The sequence below is a fragment of the Streptomyces sp. NEAU-sy36 genome, from assembly GCF_013423905.1.
Lineage (GTDB): Bacteria > Actinomycetota > Actinomycetes > Streptomycetales > Streptomycetaceae > Streptomyces > Streptomyces misionensis.
This window is the reverse complement of record NZ_CP058977.1, coordinates 7906350-7925867: the sequence shown is the minus strand read 5'-3', so window position 1 is coordinate 7925867 and position 19518 is coordinate 7906350. Positions and strand designations below refer to the sequence as shown.

Here is a 19518-nt window from a genome sequence, read left to right as displayed (position 1 = left end):
CGGGCGGAGGGGGCTCAGTCGCCGGCCTGCTGGAAGGCGCTGACGGAGGCGTTCGGCTTGTTCCGGGCGCCCTGGCCGGCGATCGGGCCGTACTTCCAGGCGAAGGTCTGCGCGGAGTCGCCGCCGGGCAGGGTGATCTTCATTTCGGTGGCCGCGAGGCTGGTGGCGTCCCCGTCCTTGCCCCGCACGTAGCTGATCGTGAAGGTCGCCGCGTCACCCTTGGCGAGCTTCAGCGTCTGCGCGGTGGCGCCCTTCTGCGCGGGCAGTTTCCCGCTCACGCCCTTCTGGCTCAGGGTGACGGCGGGGAAGTTCTCCAGCGTGCACGTCTTGCTCTGGTTGGTGATGCTGACCGGCACCTCGCCGGTGTCACCCGCCGCCGGCGCCACGCTCGCCGCCCCGATCTGCAGGGAGACCCCGCCGATCTGGCAGGCCGAGCTGTTCTTGCCGCCGCTGCCGTTGTTCCCGCCCCCGTTGCAGGCGGTCAGCAGCAGGGCGGCGGCAACGGCGGTGACGGTGAGCGGAATGGCGCGCATGAACAGTCCCATCGAGGTCGTGACGGTGCCCCAGCATCATCCCGCCTGGACGGCGAGCGTGTTCACGTGCCCCTCCCGAATCACCGCTTCAGGTGCTTCCCGGCGAAACCGCCCACCCGGGCCGCACCCGTCTTCACCGCTGTGCGGGACTCGGCAGCCCGGACGGCAGCTTGCCGCCCTCCGTCTTGGTGTACGTCTCCTGCCCGACCTTGCCCGACCACGTCACCTTCATGGACTTGCCGTCGACCGAGTCCACCATGCCGGTGGACCGGTCCTTGCTGCCCTTGGAACAGGTGAGATGGATCATCTGCATGCCGGACTCGGCGCCCGCGGTGCCGCTGCACACGGTCCCGCCGGTCGCGAAGATCCCGGCCTGCTTCCCGTTGATCACCAGGGCCACGATCGTGCCGCCGTTGGTGGTCAGCCAGCTGCCCTGGAGCTTGTCCGAGGCGCCGGTCACCCCGGAGCCGTCCGCGCTGGAGGACGGCGTGGCGCCTGCGCCCGCCGTGCCGGAGGGCGTCGCCGTGGCGGTGTGGCCGCCGTCGCCGCCGCTGCCGCACGCCGTCAGCGTCAGCGCGCCCACCAGGCCCGCGGCGGCCAGGGCCGCGATCCGCACCCGAGTACCGGCCGGTGCACCGGTCGAAGCAGTCCCCGAAGTCACGTCAGGCTCTCCCAGCAGTAGCGTCCGCGCCGTCCTCGGCCGGACGGCCCGCAGCAAGCTACCAGCAGTCGGCGCGCCGGACTTCGGTCGCAGGCCGGGAATTACCCGGGATGCCGGGGGCGGGGGAGCCCTTACGCTGTACGACGAGCGGACGCCGTCCTTCCGGTGTGCGGATGCCGGTCCGCCCGGTCCCGCGCGGCGGACGGTCGCCCCGGCGTGGAACAGGAAGGGCGCGGAACGCGTCTCCTTCCAGTGCACGAGGAATTCGGTCCGCGAGCCGGCTCGGCCGGCGAGGCGGACGCGCACGGACGGAAGGCGGAGGGGGCATGCAATACCCGCTCCGGGGCAGACGCTCGGACAGCTTCGGTGGAACGGCGGCATAGGGCCGCACATCGTCAGGTAAAGCGCGCGTCAAGGCTGTAACCGTGGGAACACCCCCCGTGCACGTGCATCTGCGCATGCAGGTGCACGTGAACGGGAGTTATGATCCAGGTCAGTTGACCACCGCATCTATGGCCACACCAGCCAGTGCACCACCGGGGAGCGACCTGTGGACCGCGACGTTGACGGCGTGTTCGGGGGGTACGACGTGTACAACGGCATGGCTGCCACGCAGCTGGACGGAGTGGCCTGGCAGAAGAGCAGGCACAGCAACTCACAGGGTTCCTGCGTGGAGTTCGCGCGGCTGCCCGGCGGTGAGGTCGCCGTCCGCAACTCGCGCTTCCCGGACGGCCCGGCGCTCGTCTACACGCGGGCGGAGATCGAGGCGATGCTGCTCGGCGTCAAGGACGGCGAGTTCGACCACCTGATAGCGAGCTGACGGAACCGAGCCTACGCGGTCGGCCCCGCCCGCCCGCGCGTCAGGCCCGGCGGGGCCGCCCGGTGGACGAGCGGGGACCGAAAGAGGCCGTGACGCGCGTAGAGCGAGGGCCTGCGTCAGGCCGCGGTGTCCAGGCGGAACATCGCCCACACCACTTTGCCCTCCAGCGGGCCCGCGAGCGGGTGCCAGCCCCAGCTGTCGGCGAACGAGTCGACGAGGAAGAGGCCGCGACCCGATTCCGCGGAGAAGTCGTCCGAGTCCTGTGGCGCCGGCGACTCGTGGCTCGGGTCGCGCACCGCGCACACCAACCGCTCGGCCCAGCGCATTAGATACAGCCGTACCGACGCGGTGTGCTCGCTCGCGCACCCGAACTCCGCGGGCAGCGCGTGCCGCAGCGCGTTGGTGACGAGTTCGGAGACGACCAGGCAGATGTCGTCGAAGCGCTCGCCGACGTCCCACTGGACCAGGGTGTCCCGGGTGAACCGCCGGGCTTCGCGCACCGCTTCGTACCGGGCCGGCAGAGCACAGGACGCGGCACTGGACACGGCCGCGGGATCCAGCGGCGGAAGGCCCTGCCGTAACGGCTTGAGCATGGTCGATCCATTCGTCCCCATGCGAGGCACTCCCGGGAATTCGCGGTCGTAGCGATGCAGCGGTGGCGCGGCACCATGGTTTCGGATGGGAAGAGCAGATGCAAGGGCAGATGCACGTGCACGCGACCGAAATGGACAAGCCCGTACCGCTTCTTGGCCATTTTTTCTGTCGGCCAGAGGGTCGTCACGGCTCCCGACCCTGCCGTCCGCCCGTATTCCGCCTGCCCGAAGCGGGCCCGTACTCTCCGTTTGCGTAACCGTACGAGTACTGCCCGGAGCGTTTTAGTGGCAGACTTCGGGCCCTCAAGACGGTTGGGGAGGCTGGCGAACGTGAGCGCGGGAGAGCCCGGATCGGTGGTGCGGCGGATGCTGCTCGGCTCGCAACTCAGGCGACTGCGGGAGGCGCGGGGGATCACGCGCGAGGCGGCGGGGTACTCCATCCGCGCCTCCGAGTCGAAGATCAGCCGGATGGAGCTGGGCCGGGTGAGCTTCAAGACGCGGGACGTGGAAGACCTGCTGACGCTGTACGGCATCACGGACGAGGCGGAGCGGCAGTCGCTGCTGTCCCTCGCCCGCGAGGCCAACGTCGCGGGCTGGTGGCACAGTTACAGCGACGTCCTGCCCAACTGGTTCCCCACCTACGTGGGCCTGGAGGGCGCCGCCGCCCTGATCCGCGCCTACGAGGTGCAGTTCGTGCACGGCCTGCTGCAGACCGAGGAGTACGCCCGCGCGGTGGTCCGGCGCGGCATGAAGGGCGCGAGCGCGGACGACGTCGAACGGCGGGTCGCGCTGCGCCTGGAGCGCCAGAAGTACCTGCTGACCGACAGCGGCCCCGAGTTCCACATCGTCCTGGACGAGGCCGCGCTGCGCCGCCCCTACGGCGACCGCGAGGTGATGCGCGGCCAGCTCCAGCACCTGATCGACATCTCGGAGCGGCCCAACGTACGGCTCCAGGTCATGCCGTTCAGCTTCGGCGGGCACTCCGGCGAGAGCGGCGCGTTCACGATCCTCAGCTTCCCCGAGTCCGATCTGTCCGACGTCGTCTACCTGGAGCAGCTCACCAGCGCCCTGTACCTGGACAAGCGCGAGGACGTGGCCCAGTACGAGCAGGCGCTCAAGGAGTTGCAGCAGGACAGCCCGGGCCCGGACGAGAGCCGTGATCTTCTGCGAGGGCTGCTCCAACTCTCCTGACCCGCAAGTAGGATGACGCCCGATCAGACTCAGACCGTGGCCGGGACCCGGCTCCGCTAGTGATTGAGGGATCACATGTCGTCCTACTTCAGCGACCTGGCCCAGCAGTACATCGACGGTGAATGGCGACCGGGCAGTGGCTCCTGGGACGTCATCGACTTCAATCCGTACGACGACGAGAAGCTGGCCTCCATCACCGTGGCCACCGTCGACGAGGTCGACCAGGCATACCAGGCCGCCGCGCGCGCCCAGAAGTCCTGGGGCGAGACCAGCCCGTACGTCCGGCGCGCCGTGTTCGAGCGGGTGCTGCGGCTGCTGGAGGACCGCGAGCAGGAGATATCCGACCTGATCATCGCGGAGCTCGGCGGCACCCGGGTGAAGGCCGGCTTCGAGCTGCACCTCGCCAAGGAGTTCCTGCGCGAGGCCGTCCACCTGGCGCTGGCCCCCGAGGGCCGGATCCTGCCGTCCCCGGGCGAGGGCAAGGAGAACCGCGTCTACCGGGTGCCGGTGGGCGTCGTGGGCGTGATCAGCCCCTTCAACTTCCCCTTCCTGCTGTCGCTGAAGTCCGTCGCCCCGGCCCTCGCGCTCGGCAACGGCGTGGTCCTCAAGCCGCACCAGAACACCCCGATCGCCGGCGGCACCCTGATCGCCAAGCTGTTCGAGGAGGCCGGGCTGCCCGGCGGCCTGCTGAACGTGGTCGTCACCGACATCGCCGAGATCGGCGACGCGTTCATCGAGCACCCGATCCCGAAGGTCATCTCCTTCACCGGCTCCGACCAGGTGGGCCGGCACGTCGCCACCGTCTGCGCCGCCAACTTCAAGCGCTCGGTGCTCGAACTGGGCGGCAACAGCGCCCTGGTGGTGCTGGACGACGCGGACCTCGACTACGCGGTGGACGCGGCGGTCTTCAGCCGGTTCGTCCACCAGGGCCAGGTCTGCATGGCCGCCAACCGGGTCCTCGTGGACCGGTCGATCGCGGACGAGTTCACCGAGAAGTTCGTCGCCAAGGTCCGCACCCTCAAGGTCGGCGACCCGCGCGACCCGGAGACCGTCATCGGCCCGGTGATCAACTCCGCCCAGGCGAACGCCCTGTCCGGTGTGGTCGAGCAGGCGCTGGCCGAGGGCGCCACCGCCCTGGTGCACGGCACCACCACCAACAACCTGGTCGAGCCCTCGGTGCTCACCGATGTGCCCGCCGACTCGTCGCTGCTCCAGCAGGAGGTGTTCGGTCCGGTCGTCTTCCTCGTCCCGTTCGACGGCGAGGAGGAGGCGGTCAGGATCGTCAACGACACCCCGTACGGCCTCAGCGGCGCCGTCCACACCGGGAACGTCGAGCGGGGCGTCGCCTTCGCCAAGCGCATCGACAGCGGCATGTTCCACGTGAACGACGGCACCGTGCACGACGAGCCGATCGTGCCCTTCGGCGGTGAGAAGAACTCCGGTGTCGGCCGCCTCAACGGCGAGACGACCCTGGAGGCCTTCACCTCGGTCAAGTGGATCTCGGTCCAGCACGGCCGCAGCCGCTTCCCGTTCTGAACCGCTCCGGCTCCCACGGGCCCTTTAGGTCAGGATCCGGCCTAAAGGGCCCGTAGCTTTTCCGGTGTCGGGGCGACCGCCCCGGTGAACCGAGGAGAGGCGGCCGGTCATGGTCACGCACGTGGCTGCGGAGGCACAGGGCGACGAGCGGGGAGCGCTGCTGGCGTTCCTGGAGGAGCAGCGCGGCGGCATCCGCCGGGCCGTGCTCGGGCTGAGCGAGGAGCAGGCCCGCACCCGCCCGAGCGCGAGCGAACTGTCCCTGGGCGGGTTGCTCAAGCACGTCGCCGAGGTCGAGCAGATGTGGCTCGCCCGCGCGAAGCAGGAGCCGCCGGCGGTGCGGCGGGACCAGTCGAACTGGGACGAGAGCTTCCGGCTGGTCGGCGAGGAGACGGTGGCCTCCCAGCTGGCGTACTGGGAGCAGGTCGCGGCCGAGACGGAGAAGTACATCCGCTCCGTGCCCAGCCTGGACGACACCTTCCCGCTGCCGCCCGACCCCTGGTTCCCGCCGGAGGGCCGCGTCTCGCTGCGCTGGCTGTGCCTCCACCTCATCCGCGAGACCGCCCGGCACGCCGGTCACGCCGACATCCTGCGCGAGTCCCTCGACGGGAAGACCGCCTTCGAACTGGTCGCCCTGGAGCGGCAGGAGCCGTGACCGGACGGCCCCGGCAGGGCCCCGGCCGGGCACCTGCCGCGGCCGGGGGGAGAGGCCCTAATGGTGGAAGCTCGTCGCCGCCTCCTTGTCCCGGGTCAGCGGGTGGGGCTGGCGGCGCAGCTCGGGCAGGAGCCGGGTGAGGTCGGCCAGGAAGAGGTCGGCCAGGTCGTGGGAGAAGCCGTTGCGGCAGACGATGCGCAGGACCGACAGGTCCTCGCGGTTGGCCGGGAAGGTGTACGCCGGGACCAGCCAGCCGCTCTCCCGGATCCGGCGGGAGACGTCGAAGACGTCGTACGCCGTGACGTGCTCGGCCGTGGTGAAGGCGAACACGGGGAGCTGGTCGCCGCGGGTGAGCAGCCGGAAGTCGCCGAGGCCCTCGATCCGGTCGGCCAGTGAGCGGGCCACGTCCCGCGTCGACTGCTGGACCGCCCGGTAGCCCTCGCGGCCCAGCCGCAGAAAGTTGTAGTACTGCGCCACGACCTGGGCGCCGGGGCGGGAGAAGTTGAGCGCGAAGGTCGGCATGTCGCCGCCCAGGTAGTTGACCCGGAAGACCAGGTCCTCGGGCAGCGCCTCGGTGTCCCGCCACAGCGCCCAGCCGACGCCCGGGTACACCAGCCCGTACTTGTGTCCCGAGGTGTTGATGGAGGCCACGCGCGGCAGCCGGAAGTCCCAGACCAGGTCCTCGTCCAGGAACGGCGCCACCATCGCGCCGGAGGCTCCGTCGACGTGCACCGGGATGTCCAGGCCGGTGCGCTCCTGGAGCGCGTCCAGGGCCGCGCACAGGTCCTGGATGGGCTCGTAGGAGCCGTCGAAGGTCGAGCCGAGGATGCCGACGACCCCGATGGTGTTCTCGTCGCACAACTCGGCCGCCGCCTGCGGGTCCAGGTGGAAGCGCTCGCCCTCCATGGGCACCAGCCGGGCCTCCACCTCCCAGAAGTTGCAGAACTTCTCCCAGCACACCTGGACGTTGACGCCCATGACGAGATTGGGGCGGGCGCCCGGGTACCGGTCGGCGTTGCGGTGCGCCCAGCGCCGCTTGAGCGCCATCCCGGCGAGCATGCACGCCTCGCTGGACCCGGTGGTCGAACAGCCCACGGCCGCCGAGGGATCAGGTGCGTTCCACAGATCGGCGAGCATCGCCACGCAGCGCCGCTCCAGCTCGGCGGTGCGCGGGTACTCGTCCTTGTCGATCATGTTCTTGTCCCGGCACTCCGCCATCAGCACCCCGGCCTGCGGCTCCATCCAGGTGCTCACGAAGGTGGCCAGGTTGAGCCGGGAGTTGCCGTCCAGCATCAGCTCGTCGTGGACCAGCTGGTAGGCGGTGGCCGGGGGGATCGGGGCGTCCGGAAGCCGGTGGGTGGGCGGGGCCTCGGTCATGCCGCCGACCGGGTTCGCCTCCCCGAAGAACGGGTTGACGGACATCACCTGTTCCTGGTGCTTCTGCGGACCTTTGTGCAGGGCCATGGGCAGCCTCCTCGCGATCACCCTACGCAAGACCGCACCTCCCGACATCCGGGACGACCCCGACGCCTACCCTGAGCCGCCCGCACCGGCCCCGGGGACGGGGGTGGACTTGCACCTCACGTGACGTGAGGCCGCAGGGTGGACCGCGTACCGACGAAAGAGCGAAGGAGAGCGGAGAGTTGGGCTACTCCGTGGGACAGGTCGCGGGATTCGCCGGCGTCACGGTGCGCACCCTGCACCACTACGACGAGATCGGCCTGCTGGTGCCCGGCGAGCGCACGCACGCGGGCCACCGGCGCTACACCGACGCCGATCTCGACCGGCTCCAGCAGATCCTGTTCTACCGGGAGCTCGGCTTCCCGCTCGACGAGGTCGCGGTCCTGCTGGACGACCCGGACGCGGACCCTGGCGCGCACCTGCGCCGGCAGCACGCGCTGCTGACCGCCCGGATCGAACGGCTCCAGAGGATGGCCGCGGCCGTGGAGCACGCCATGGAGGCACGCACGATGGGCATCGACCTCACCCCCGAAGAGCGGTTCGAGGTGTTCGGGGACAAGGACCCCGAGCAGTACCGCGAGGAGGCGCGGGCGCGCTGGGGCGACACGGAGGTGTACGCCGAGTCGCAGCGCCGCGCCGCCACCTACACCAAGGAGGACTGGAAGCGGATCAAGGCCGAGGTCGACGACTGGCAGGAGCGGTACGCCGCCCTGGTGGCCGCCGGCGTGCGGCCCGCCGACGAGGCGGCCATGGACCTCGCCGAGGAACACCGCCGGCACGTCGGCACGTACTACTTCGACGTCCCGTACGAGATGCACCGGTGCTTCGCGCAGATGTACGTCTCCGACGAGCGCTTCAAGGCGTACTACGACGCGGTGCACCCGGGACTCGCCGAACACCTGCGCGACGCGATCCTGGCCAACGCCGACCGCCACGCCTCCTGAGGGCGGCCGGGCGCGGTGACCGGTCCCGGCCCGGGGTCACTCCCGGGTCAGGACCACCGCCGTGCCGTAGGCGCACACCTCGGTGCCGACGTCCGCGGCCTCCGTCACGTCGAAGCGGAAGGCGAGCACCCCGTTGGCGCCCCGCGCGCGGGCCTGCTCCACCAGGCGCTCCATGGCCTGGTTGCGGGTCTGCACCAGGGTCTTGGTCAGCCCCTTCAGCTCGCCGCCGATCATCGACTTCAGCCCGGCGCCGATCTGGCTGCCCAGGTGCCGCGAGCGTACGGTGAGCCCGAAGACCTCACCGATCACCTGCTCCACCCGGTAGCCCGGCACGTCGTTCGTCGTCACGACCAGTACGTCCGACTGGGGCCCCTGCCCGCCGCCGAAGTCCTCGAGTCCCATGGAACACCGCTTTCTGCCCGTCGTCCCGCGGCCACCTGGGGGAACCCGGGGCGGTCACATCACGTTGATAGCTTTGTGCGGCCGTACCGAGACACCGTAGCCGCCACCCTTCCCCCCATCAGGAGCCCGGACCCGTGATGACACTCGCCCTCGGCCCGAGCTGGCTGGACCCCAACTACCTGCTCGACACCTACAGCATCTGGGGTCTGCTGCTCATAGTCTTCGCCGAGTCCGGCCTGCTCATCGGCTTCTTCCTGCCCGGCGACTCGCTGCTGTTCACCTGCGGTCTGCTGATCACCTCGCACCAGCTGGACTTCCCGCTGTGGGGCGCGATCGCGCTGATCTGCGTGGCCGCGATCCTCGGTGACCAGGCGGGCTACATGTTCGGCAAGAAGGTCGGCCCGTCCCTGTTCAACCGGCCCGACTCCCGCCTGTTCAAGCAGGAGAACGTCACCAAGGCGCACGAGTTCTTCGAGAAGTACGGCCCCAAGTCGCTGATCCTGGCCCGCTTCGTGCCGGTGGTGCGCACCTTCACGCCGATCATCGCGGGCGTGAGCGGCATGCGGTACCGGTCCTTCCTGACCTTCAACGTCATCGGCGGCACCCTGTGGGGCGCGGGCGTCACCCTGCTCGGTTCCTGGCTCGGCAACATCGGCTTCGTCAAGAACAACATCGAGGCGATCCTCATCCTGATCGTCCTCGTCTCGGTGGTCCCGATCGGCATCGAGTACCTGCGGGCCCGCGGCAAGGAGAAGAAGGGCGCCCAGGACCGGGCGCAGGAGCGGCCGCAGCCGGCCCGGGCCGAGGCCCCCCGCCCGCAGTACCGGCAGCAGCCCCCGGTGATGGACGACGCCACGACCCGGCTGCGCCGCATCGAGCCGGACGAGCCGCGGCCGTACGGGCAGCAGCAGTACGGCGGCGGGCGGTACGGCGACCAGGGCCCCGACCAGACATACGGCGACCAGGGCACCGGGGCGTACGGCGACCAGGGCCACGACGGCCGGCAGTACGGCCACCAGCAGCCTCGGCCCCAGTACCAGCAGCCGCAGTACCAGCAGCCCCAGCAGCCGCAGTACCAGCAGCCCGAGCAGCAGGACTGGAACCAGCGGCAGCAGCCCTATTACGACCCGCGCCAGTATCCGCAGCAGGGCCAGGCGCCCCAGGGCCAGTACCCGCCCCACCAGGACCAGGGCGGGTACCCGTACGACCAGCGCGACCGGTAGGCCGCTCAGAACCCCCTGGTCCGCTTGGCCGCCCTGCGCTTGCCGGGGGAGCCCACGCGCAGGAACAGCCGGAAGACCTCGGACCCGAGATTGACCCCGATCGCGATCGCCATGGCCAGCGACGCCGCGTTGGCCAGCGACACCAGCCCCTTGTCCACCTGGTTCTGGGCCATGTTCAACAGCCCGAAGTAGGTCGCGGAACCGGGTAGCAGCGGCCCGATCGCCGCCGTCGTGTACGGCAGCGCGGAGGCGAACCGGTAGCGGGACAGCAGCTGCCCGAACAGCCCGACCAGGCCCGCGGCCACCGCCGTGGACGCCACCGGCGAGATGTCGGCGACGTAGTGCATCGCGCCGTACACGCTCCAGGCGACCCCGCCGTTGAGGGTCACCCAGAGCACGGTGGACCGTTCCTGCTGGAGCAGCACCGCGAAGGTCAGCGACAGCAGCATGGAGGCCGCGATCTGGATCAGCGGCCGCTGGGAGGTGTGCAGCGCCACGTCCGGGTTGAGCTTGCCGCCCACCTTCACGCCGAAGTACAGGACGACCAGCACACCGGTGACGATGCCCACGAAGAAGTACAGGACCTCCAGGAGGCGGGCCGAGGCGGTGATGTAGAAGCCCGTCAGGCCGTCCTGGACGCCGGCCACCAGCGCCCGTCCGGGCAGCAGCGCGAACAGCCCACCGGTGATCACCGCGGACGCCTTCACGTCCACGTGGGCCAGTGCGAACGCCACCCCGATCGCCGCGGGCGGCATCGCGGCCACCGTGAACTGGTAGAACTCCGGCAGTCCGCGGCCCGCGCACAGCCACGCCAGCCGGTCGCCGAGCATCGCGCCGACCGCCGCCGCGAAGAAGACGATCAGATCACCGCCGACCAGCATCGAGGCCGCGCCCGCCAGCAGCCCGCTGGCCAGGCTCAGCGCCCAGCCGGGGTAGGGGTGCCGGTTGCGCCGTATCTCGGCCAGGCGCCGGTAGGCCTCCTCCAGGGACACATGGGTCTCGGGGTCGGTCAGGTCGTCCACCAGCCGGAAGACGGCCGCGAGCCGGGTGTAGTCGGTGCCGCGCCGCCGTACCGTCCGGGACGCCGTCACCGGGTCCTCCACCAGCGACGGCTGGTGCGAGATTGACAGCAGGGTGAACGTGACGTTGGGCTCGCAGCGGTCCAGGCCGTAGGACCGGCACACCGCGAACATCGCGGCCTCCACGTCCTCCGCGCCCTCGCCGCCCGCCAGCAGCAGCTCCCCGATACGCAGGGTCAGGTCCAGCACACGCGGGACCGCCGGGCCGCTCTCCTCCTCGTGCTGCACCGGCTCCGGCGCGGGCCGCTCCGTCACCGGCATGCGCAGCATCGTGCGCATCCGGTCCTGCCACGGGGCGTCCTTGATCAGGCTGACCAGCGGCACCCCGGTGGCCGGCGTGAACGCGGCCGGCCCGCCCTGCGTGCTGTACGTGCTCGGCGTGCTGAACGCCGATCCCTCCGGTTCCGCGCCCGGGGGCTGCGGCGCGAGGAGCCCTTCGGGCACCGCGAACTCGGAGGTCGTCTCCGGTTCGGCCACCGTCTTCGGGACGTCGAGCCCCTTGGGGATGGCGAACTCCGAAGTGATCTCCGGGTCGTACCGCGCCTCGTCAGACCGGGGCTTGCGGTCCTCCGCCTCCGTCACCTCGCACCGTCCCTGAACGACACCTTCCGCTGGCCTCAGTATGCGCATGCGCGCTCAGCGGACATGCAAACGGGCCGCACACGGGTGTGTGCGGCCCGTCTCACGAGCGGGGGTCAGTGACCGCCCTGCTCCTTGAAGCGCTTGTAGGACCGCTCGATCTCCTGCTCGGCGTCCGCGCGGCCCACCCAGTTGGCGCCCTCGACCGACTTGCCGGGCTCCAGGTCCTTGTACACCTCGAAGAAGTGCTGGATCTCCAGGCGGTCGAACTCCGACACGTGGTGGATGTCGCGCAGGTGCTCGACGCGCGGATCGGTGGCCGGCACGCACAGCAGCTTGTCGTCGCCGCCCGCCTCGTCCGTCATCCGGAACATGCCGATGGCACGGCACTTGATCAGGCAGCCCGGGAAGGTCGGCTCGTCCAGGATGACCAGCGCGTCCAGCGGGTCGCCGTCCTCGCCGAGGGTGTTCTCGACGAAGCCGTAGTCGGTCGGGTAGGCGGTCGAGGTGAAGAGGCGACGGTCCAGGCGGATCCGACCGGTCTCGTGGTCCACCTCGTACTTGTTGCGCGAACCCTTCGGGATCTCGATCGTGACGTCGAACTCCACCGGTGGCTCCTCCATGATCAGCACATAGTTCTGGTGGTTAAGTGTCCCTCACGCAGGTGTGTGATCGCGAAAGGGGCTGGTGGTCGTGCCGGAGCTCAGGCCTTGGCGGGCCGCGGGACCGCGGGTGAAGCGGTTCGCGAACGCCGTACGACCGCGCCTCACGCTTGCCCTCGGGACGGCGAAACCGCAGGTCGCGCGGCTTGTGTCCACGGTACGACCGCTGCTCGCCGACCTCCCCCGTCCGCGTACCCCCAGCACCTTGCAGTACACCGCGGGCGCCGCCACCGCCGGCCTGGTGCTCGCCGCCGGCGTGGTGACCCTGGCGGGGCCGTGGGACGCCACCGGTCAGCGTACGGCCGAGCGGGACCGGGCGGTCGCCCTGGAGCACGCGGGTGGCGCAGATCACGGTGCCGCCGGTGCGGCGGGCGAGCCCCGCCCGGCACCGAGCGCGCCGCCCGTCCTGACGGGCCTGGGTCCCGCCACCGGCCCCGCGGACGACAGGCAGGCCCCGGCGAAGGGCGCGACCCCCCTCGCGGACGTCCTGGACCCCCTGTTGGCCTCCACCGCGCTCGGCGACACCCACACGGCGGTGGTCGTGGACGCGGCCACCGGCAGACGGCTGTACGGCACCGGCGCCGACAAGGGGCTCACGCCCGCCTCCACCACCAAGCTCGCCACCGCCGTCGCCGCGCTGAACGCGCTCGGGCCCGACCACCGCTTCACCACCCGCACCGCCTTCACGGCGGCCGGCGGCGAACTCGTGCTCGTCGGCGGCGGCGACCCCACGCTCACCGCGCGCGCCGACGCCGGCGGCTGGGCGAGCCTGCGCACCCTGGCGACGAAGACCGCCGTCGCCCTGCGGCAGCGCGGCGTCCACAAGGTCACGCTGGCCTACGACACCTCGCTCTACACCGGTCCCGCGCAGCACCCCATCGGCGTCAACGACAACCTCGCCCAGGTCGTCGCCCTCACCGCCGACGAGGGCCGTACCGACGACTCCGCCAGCGGGCCCGTGGCCCGGGTCGCCGACCCGGCGAAGGACGCGGCGCAGAAGTTCGCCGGCTTCCTCAAGGCCGCCGGGATCACCACGACCGCGCCCGCCCCGGCCAAGGCCCCCGGCCACCCCGAGACGCTCGCCACCGTCGCCTCGCCGCCGCTGTCCGCCCTCGTCGAGCGCATGCTGACCAACAGCGACAACGACATCGCCGAGGCCCTCGCCCGCCAGACCGCGCTGGCGAGCGGTCAGCCCGCGAGCTTCGGCGGCGGCGCGAAGGCGATCGCCGCGCAGCTGAAGCGGCTGGGCCTGCCGCTGGCCGGGACCTCCTTCCACGACGGCAGCGGCCTCGACCGCACCGACCGGCTCACGGCCGACCTCCTCACCGCGATCCTGGTCGAGGCCGGCGCCCCGGACCACCCGGGCCTGCGGCCCCTGCTCACCGGCCTGCCCATCGCCCACTTCACCGGCACCCTCAGCGCCCGCTACGCCGACGGCGCCGCCGGCCTCGTGCACGCCAAGACCGGCACCCTGACCGGCGTCAACACCCTGGCCGGCACGGTCGTCGACCGCTCCGGCCGGCTCCTGACCTTCGCCTTCCTGGCCTCCGGCACCAAGGACCCGATGGCGGCCCAGTCCGCCCTGGACAAGACCGCCACCGCGCTGGCCACCTGCGCCTGCGGCTGAGCGGCACCGGGCCGCGCGGCGCGCCGTCCGGCCGGCTCACGCCCCCGCCGACGCAAAACCTTGTCCGTACGGCCCCCGGCCGACCCCCACGGCCTGCCCCAAGCGGTGGCGCTCACGTACCGTTGACGCATGACTGGCTTCGGAGGCACCGCATCCCCCGGGATGGTCGACTGGAACCTCGCGGTGGCGACCGCGACACGGCTCGCACGCCCCGGCCCCGACGTCACCCGCGACGAGGCCCGTGCCGTCGTCGCGGAGCTGCGCCGGCACGCGAAGGCCTCGGAGGAACACGTCCGGGGCTTCACTCGTCTGGAGACCGAGCAGAGCCACGACACACCCGTCCTCGTGGTGGACCGGCCCGGCTGGGTCCGGGCCAACGTCGCCGGTTTCCGCGAGATCCTCAAACCGCTCCTGGACAAGATGCAGGAACGGCGCGGCGCCCACCCCGGCAGCGCCGTTCTCGGCGCCGTCGGCGGCAAGGTCACCGGCGTGGAACTCGGCATGCTGCTGTCGTTCCTCTCCTCCCGCGTCCTCGGCCAGTACGAGACCTTCGCCCCCGCCACCCGCGACCTGCCGGCCGGCGGGAACGGCGGCGGACGCCTCCTCCTCGTCGCCCCCAACATCGTCCACGTCGAGCGCGAACTCGACGTGCAGCCGCACGACTTCCGCCTGTGGGTGTGCCTGCACGAGGAGACCCACCGCACCCAGTTCACGGCCGTGCCCTGGCTGCGCGACCACCTGGAGGGCGAGATCCAGTCGTTCCTGGCGGAGACGGACGTCGACCCCATGACCTTCCTGGAGCGCATCCGCGAGGCCGCCCAGTCGCTGGCCGGCGGCCGGCCCGAGGGCGAGCAGGACGACGGCGGCCGCTCCTTCGTGGAACTGGTGCAGACGCCCGCGCAGCGCGAGATCCTCGGCCGGCTCACCGCCGTGATGTCCCTGCTGGAGGGCCACGCCGACTACGTGATGGACGGGGTCGGCCCCAGCGTCGTGCCGACCGTCGCCGAGATCCGCGAGAAGTTCCAGCAGCGCCGCGCCAAGGGCGCCTCCCGGCTCGACCAGGCCCTGCGCAAGCTGCTGGGCCTGGACGCCAAGCTCAAGCAGTACCGGGACGGCGAGCGCTTTGTCCGGGCCGTCGTCGACCAGGTCGGCGTCGACGGCTTCAACCGCGTGTGGACCTCGCCCAACACCCTGCCCACCAAGGCGGAGATCGCCAAACCGGCGGACTGGGTCGCGCGGGTGCACCGTACGGCGGAGTCGTGAAACACACGCCTGGGTCGTGAACCGAATCCGGCCGACGGCAGACGAACGCCCCTCCAATCACCCGTCCGAGGGACCGTGAGCCATGCGTAGGCGTGCAATGCTCGGGGAACGGCCCGCTTCTGTCACCATCTACACACTCTGAGTGACCGAATCGGGCTCACCCCCCGGATACTTCATGAAGGGAACCGGACATGGGTCCCCATCCTGCGGTCGCGGCGATACGCCTGGCGGTCCGCCGCGTCCTCCACGACATCCTGAACGACCTCCCGGCACCCGGCGACGGCCACCCGGCCACCGTGGGTCACCCGGGCCGGACGGCCGAGCGGCCCCCCTCCCCGCTCGTCCCCTCGCCCGCGGCCGCCAGCGCCCCGCCCGCGCCGCCGCTCGTGCTCGTCGCGTGTTCCGGCGGCGCCGACTCCATGGCCCTCGCCTCCGCGCTCGCCTTCGAGGCGCCGAAGCTCGGCCTGCGCGCCGGCGGCATCACCGTCGACCACGGTCTCCAGCCCGGCTCCGATCTCCGCGCCGACGAGGTCGCCCTGCGGATGCGCGGTCTCGGCCTCGACCCCGTCGAAGCCGTCGCCGTCGACGTCGGCCGCGACGGCGGCCCCGAGGCCGCCGCCCGCGACGCCCGCTACGCCGCCCTGGACGCCGCGCTCGAACGGCACGGCGCCGCCGCGATGCTGCTCGGCCACACCCGCGACGACCAAGCCGAAACCGTCCTGCTGGGCCTCGCCCGGGGCTCCGGCATCCGCTCCCTGTCCGGAATGGCCGCGGTCTCGGGGGCCGGCGGCCGTTACCGGCGCCCCTTCCTCCACCTCGACCGGCAGACCGCCCGCAAGGCCTGCATGGTCCAGTCCCTGCCCGTCTGGGACGACCCCCACAACACCGACCCCGCCTACACCCGCTCCCGGCTGCGGCACGAGGGCCTGCCCGCCCTGGAGAAGGCCCTCGGCAAGGGCGTCGTGGAAGCGCTCGCCCGTACCGCCCAGCTGTCCCGCGACGACGCCGACGCCCTCGACGCCTGGGCCAGCCAGGCCGAGGCCTCGGTGCGCGACGCCGCGGGCCGGCTGGAGTGCGCCAAGCTCTACGCGCTGCCGCCCGCCGTGCGCCGCCGGATCCTGCGCCGCGCCGCCATCGAGGCGGGCGCCCCGGCCGGCTCCCTGTTCGCCCGCCACATCGAGGAAGTCGACCGGCTGATCACCGGCTGGCGGGGCCAGGGAGCCATCAATCTCCCGGGCCGGGTCGTCGCCCAGCGCCAGGGTGGCAGACTGGTGATTCGGCAAGGCTGAGTCCCGACGGCCCGGAGCGACCCTCCGGCGGCCGACCGGGCCGGCCGGAGGCCGTTTTCACGGCCGTAAGTGCGGGACGACCGAAAGTGATGCGGGTGGACGCGAAAGACATGGGTGCCGACCTCGAGAAGGTGCTCATCACCAAGGAAGAGATCGACGCCAAGCTGGCCGAGCTGGCCGCGAAGATCGACGCGGAGTACGAGGGCAAGGACCTGCTGATCGTCGGCGTCCTCAAGGGCGCGGTGATGGTCATGGCCGACCTCGCCCGGGCGCTGTCCACCCCGGTCACCATGGACTGGATGGCCGTGTCCTCCTACGGCGCGGGCACCCAGTCCTCCGGCGTCGTGCGGATCCTCAAGGACCTCGACACCGACATCAAGGGCCGCGACGTCCTGATCGTCGAGGACATCATCGACTCCGGCCTGACCCTGTCCTGGCTGATCAACAACCTCGGCTCGCGCGAGCCGGCCTCCCTCAAGGTGTGCACGCTGCTGCGCAAGCCGGACGCCGCCAAGGTCGCCATCGACGTGGAGTGGGTCGGCTTCGACATTCCGAACGAGTTCGTCGTCGGCTACGGCCTCGATTACGCCGAGAAGTACCGCAACCTCCCGTTCGTCGGTACGCTCGCGCCGCACGTCTACGGCGGCTGAACCGGAACCGGGCCGGGCTGAGCCAGTCGGCCCAAGCCCGGCGAGGTGATCGGGAACCCCGGCGGGTCCCGTGCCGTTGAAGCTTGCAGAGACGGGTTTCCCAGCCGTCGAAACGGCTCCGCGCGGCTTCGGGCACCATTGCTGGGGTACCGTCAGAAGAACTGTCTTATCAAACTCACTATGGCAGGAGGGACGGGGCGGCACCGCTCCGTATGGATGGACGTGAAGCGATACTTCCGTGGGCCGGTCATGTGGATCGTGCTGGCCGTCCTTGCCGTGGTCGTGTTGATGCAGGTCGTCGGCTCGTCCGGCGGCTACAAGACGGTGGACACCGGCCAGGTCGTCGCGGCGATCAATGACAACAGGGTCCAGTCGGCCAAACTGACCACGGGCGACGAGCAGACCATCAAGGTCACCCTCAAGGACGGCCAGAAGGTCTCCGGCAGCTCCAAGATCCAGGCGAGCTACATCGGCGACCAGGGTGTGACCATCGCCGGCACGCTGCAGACCAAGTACCAGAACAAGCAGATCCCGGACGGCTACACGGTCTCGCCGTCCAAGCAGAACCCGTTCGTCGGCGTCCTGCTCTCCCTGCTGCCCTTCGTCCTCATCGTCGTCGTCTTCCTGTTCCTGATGAACCAGATGCAGGGCGGCGGCTCCCGGGTGATGAACTTCGGGAAGTCCAAGGCCAAGCTGATCACCAAGGACACCCCGAAGACGACGTTCTCGGACGTCGCCGGCTGCGACGAGGCCGTCGAGGAACTCCACGAGATCAAGGAGTTCCTCCAGGAGCCGGCCAAGTTCCAGGCCGTCGGCGCCAAGATCCCCAAGGGTGTGCTGCTCTACGGCCGCCCGGGTACCGGCAAGACCCTGCTGGCGCGTGCCGTCGCGGGTGAGGCCGGGGTCCCCTTCTACTCGATCTCCGGTTCCGACTTCGTGGAGATGTTCGTCGGTGTCGGCGCCTCCCGCGTCCGCGACCTGTTCGAGCAGGCCAAGGCGAACGCCCCGGCGATCGTCTTCGTGGACGAGATCGACGCGGTCGGCCGCCACCGCGGCGCCGGCCTCGGCGGTGGGCACGACGAGCGCGAGCAGACCCTCAACCAGCTGCTGGTCGAGATGGACGGCTTCGACGTGAAGGGCGGCGTCATCCTGATCGCCGCCACCAACCGGCCCGACATCCTCGACCCGGCGCTGCTGCGGCCCGGCCGCTTCGACCGCCAGATCGCGGTCGACCCGCCGGACCTCCAGGGCCGTCTGGAGATCCTCAAGGTCCACCAGAAGGGCAAGCCGGTCGCGACCGACGTCGACCTGGCCGCCGTCGCCCGCCGCACCCCCGGCATGACCGGCGCCGACCTGGCCAACGTGCTCAACGAGGCCGCGCTGCTCACCGCGCGCAGCGACCAGAAGCTGATCGACAACAAGGCGCTGGACGAGGCGATCGACCGTGTGGTCGCGGGCCCGCAGAAGCGGACCCGGATCATGTCGGACAAGGAGAAGAAGATCACCGCGTACCACGAGGGCGGTCACGCCCTGGTCGCGGCGGCCTCGCCGAACTCCGACCCGGTCCACAAGATCACGATCCTGTCCCGCGGCCGTGCCCTCGGTTACACGATGGTCCTGCCAGACGAGGACAAGTACTCGACCACGCGCAACGAGATGCTCGACCAGCTCGCCTACATGCTGGGCGGCCGGGCGGCCGAGGAACTGGTCTTCCACGACCCGACCACCGGTGCCGCCAACGACATCGAGAAGGCCACCAACCTGGCCCGCGCGATGGTCACGCAGTACGGCATGACCGAGCGGCTCGGCGCCATCAAGTTCGGCGGCGACAACAGCGAGCCCTTCCTCGGCCGTGAGATGGCGCACCAGCGCGACTACTCGGAAGAGGTCGCGGCGCTGGTGGACGAAGAGGTCAAGAAGCTCATCGAGACCGCGCACAACGAGGCCTGGGAGATCCTGGTCGAGAACCGCGACGTGCTCGACAACCTCGTTCTCCAGCTGCTGGAGAAGGAGACGCTGGGCAAGGAGGAGATCGCCGAGATCTTCGCCCCCATCGTCAAGCGCCCGCCGCGGCCCGCCTGGACCGGCTCCTCGCGCCGCACCCCGTCCACCCGCCCGCCGGTGCTCTCCCCGAAGGAGCTGGCGCTGACCAACGGTGCGAACGGTTCGACGGCCGCGATCAGCACGGCCAAGTCCACCGCGGGCGAGTCCGCCCCGGTGACGGACCAGGCCCCGGAGGACCGTCCGGAAAGCTGACCCACCGGCCGTTTTCCGGCCGAGGCGGCCCGGAATGAAATGCCGCGCCCCCCAGGTTCTAGCCTGGGGGGCGCGGCATTTTTCGTATGCACGCACG

At 70.9% G+C, this 19518-nt stretch carries 18 protein-coding genes; 11 read left to right on the top strand and 7 right to left on the bottom strand.

The genetic code is table 11. The features are described 5' to 3' along the window. Positions 1-14 precede the first annotated feature (14 nt). Together HZZ00_RS34830 and HZZ00_RS34825 are read right to left on the bottom strand one after the other, a co-directional pair. The gene (locus tag HZZ00_RS34830) at positions 15-533 is read right to left on the bottom strand and encodes a DUF4232 domain-containing protein (protein ID WP_180333832.1); all 519 of its coding nucleotides are present in this window, start codon (positions 531-533) and stop codon (positions 15-17) included. A gap of 133 nt (positions 534-666) precedes the next feature. After that, entirely contained in the window at positions 667-1194 is a 528-nt protein-coding gene (locus tag HZZ00_RS34825) for a hypothetical protein (protein WP_257585528.1), read from the bottom strand. 550 nt (positions 1195-1744) lie between these two features. On the opposite strand from HZZ00_RS34825, the gene HZZ00_RS34820 reads away from it, so the two are divergent. After that, on the top strand, positions 1745-2014 hold the full coding sequence (locus tag HZZ00_RS34820) for a DUF397 domain-containing protein (RefSeq protein ID WP_046418970.1): 270 nt from the start codon (positions 1745-1747) through the stop codon (positions 2012-2014). A gap of 116 nt (positions 2015-2130) precedes the next feature. Here the strand turns inward: HZZ00_RS34820 and HZZ00_RS34815 are convergent, their stop codons facing one another. Beyond that, entirely contained in the window at positions 2131-2607 is a 477-nt protein-coding gene (locus HZZ00_RS34815) for an ATP-binding protein (protein WP_257585526.1), read from the bottom strand. Positions 2608-2973: 366 nt separating this feature from the next. Here HZZ00_RS34815 and HZZ00_RS34810 point away from each other — a divergent pair, with 366 nt between their 5' ends. The 3 genes from HZZ00_RS34810 to HZZ00_RS34800 all read left to right on the top strand — a co-directional run bounded on the left by HZZ00_RS34810 (position 2974) and on the right by HZZ00_RS34800 (position 5986). Continuing rightward, positions 2974-3798: a helix-turn-helix transcriptional regulator gene (locus HZZ00_RS34810; protein WP_180333830.1), complete on the top strand. Its 825-nt coding sequence runs from the start codon at positions 2974-2976 to the stop codon at positions 3796-3798. Between the two features lie 75 nt (positions 3799-3873). After that, positions 3874-5334: an aldehyde dehydrogenase family protein gene (locus HZZ00_RS34805; RefSeq protein ID WP_180330026.1), complete on the top strand. Its 1461-nt coding sequence runs from the start codon at positions 3874-3876 to the stop codon at positions 5332-5334. Between the two features lie 109 nt (positions 5335-5443). After that, on the top strand, positions 5444-5986 hold the full coding sequence (locus HZZ00_RS34800) for a DinB family protein (RefSeq protein WP_180330025.1): 543 nt from the start codon (positions 5444-5446) through the stop codon (positions 5984-5986). Between the two features lie 57 nt (positions 5987-6043). On the opposite strand, the gene HZZ00_RS34795 is transcribed toward HZZ00_RS34800, so the two are convergent. After that, positions 6044-7450, bottom strand: coding sequence for a glutamate decarboxylase (locus HZZ00_RS34795; protein WP_180330024.1), 1407 nt, complete (start codon positions 7448-7450; stop codon positions 6044-6046). Between the two features lie 179 nt (positions 7451-7629). Between HZZ00_RS34795 and HZZ00_RS34790 the strand changes: the two genes are divergently transcribed. After that, positions 7630-8391: a MerR family transcriptional regulator gene (locus HZZ00_RS34790; protein ID WP_180330023.1), complete on the top strand. Its 762-nt coding sequence runs from the start codon at positions 7630-7632 to the stop codon at positions 8389-8391. A gap of 36 nt (positions 8392-8427) precedes the next feature. On the opposite strand, the gene HZZ00_RS34785 is transcribed toward HZZ00_RS34790, so the two are convergent. Next, the gene (locus tag HZZ00_RS34785; protein WP_070022456.1) at positions 8428-8793 is read right to left on the bottom strand and encodes a YbjQ family protein; all 366 of its coding nucleotides are present in this window, start codon (positions 8791-8793) and stop codon (positions 8428-8430) included. A gap of 134 nt (positions 8794-8927) precedes the next feature. Here HZZ00_RS34785 and HZZ00_RS34780 point away from each other — a divergent pair, with 134 nt between their 5' ends. Continuing rightward, positions 8928-10016, top strand: a complete 1089-nt coding sequence (locus tag HZZ00_RS34780; RefSeq protein WP_180330022.1) for a DedA family protein — start codon at positions 8928-8930, stop codon at positions 10014-10016. A 5-nt stretch (positions 10017-10021) separates the two neighbouring features. Here the strand turns inward: HZZ00_RS34780 and HZZ00_RS34775 are convergent, their stop codons facing one another. Together HZZ00_RS34775 and HZZ00_RS34770 are read right to left on the bottom strand one after the other, a co-directional pair. Then, positions 10022-11677: a threonine/serine exporter ThrE family protein gene (locus tag HZZ00_RS34775; protein ID WP_180330021.1), complete on the bottom strand. Its 1656-nt coding sequence runs from the start codon at positions 11675-11677 to the stop codon at positions 10022-10024. Between the two features lie 113 nt (positions 11678-11790). Continuing rightward, on the bottom strand, positions 11791-12282 hold the full coding sequence (locus HZZ00_RS34770) for an inorganic diphosphatase (protein WP_070022518.1): 492 nt from the start codon (positions 12280-12282) through the stop codon (positions 11791-11793). A 79-nt stretch (positions 12283-12361) separates the two neighbouring features. On the opposite strand from HZZ00_RS34770, the gene dacB reads away from it, so the two are divergent. The 5 genes from dacB (at position 12362) to ftsH (ending at position 19421) form a co-directional block, all read left to right on the top strand. After that, positions 12362-13963, top strand: coding sequence for a D-alanyl-D-alanine carboxypeptidase/D-alanyl-D-alanine-endopeptidase (gene dacB, locus HZZ00_RS34765; protein ID WP_180330020.1), 1602 nt, complete (start codon positions 12362-12364; stop codon positions 13961-13963). A gap of 129 nt (positions 13964-14092) precedes the next feature. Beyond that, positions 14093-15226: a zinc-dependent metalloprotease gene (locus HZZ00_RS34760; protein ID WP_180330019.1), complete on the top strand. Its 1134-nt coding sequence runs from the start codon at positions 14093-14095 to the stop codon at positions 15224-15226. Positions 15227-15417: 191 nt separating this feature from the next. Beyond that, entirely contained in the window at positions 15418-16515 is a 1098-nt protein-coding gene (gene tilS / locus HZZ00_RS34755) for a tRNA lysidine(34) synthetase TilS (protein ID WP_180330018.1), read from the top strand. Positions 16516-16604: 89 nt separating this feature from the next. Further along, positions 16605-17165: a hypoxanthine phosphoribosyltransferase gene (gene hpt / locus HZZ00_RS34750; RefSeq protein WP_070022462.1), complete on the top strand. Its 561-nt coding sequence runs from the start codon at positions 16605-16607 to the stop codon at positions 17163-17165. A gap of 216 nt (positions 17166-17381) precedes the next feature. Beyond that, positions 17382-19421, top strand: coding sequence for an ATP-dependent zinc metalloprotease FtsH (ftsH, locus tag HZZ00_RS34745; RefSeq protein ID WP_180330017.1), 2040 nt, complete (start codon positions 17382-17384; stop codon positions 19419-19421). The last annotated feature ends 97 nt before the right edge of the window (positions 19422-19518 follow it).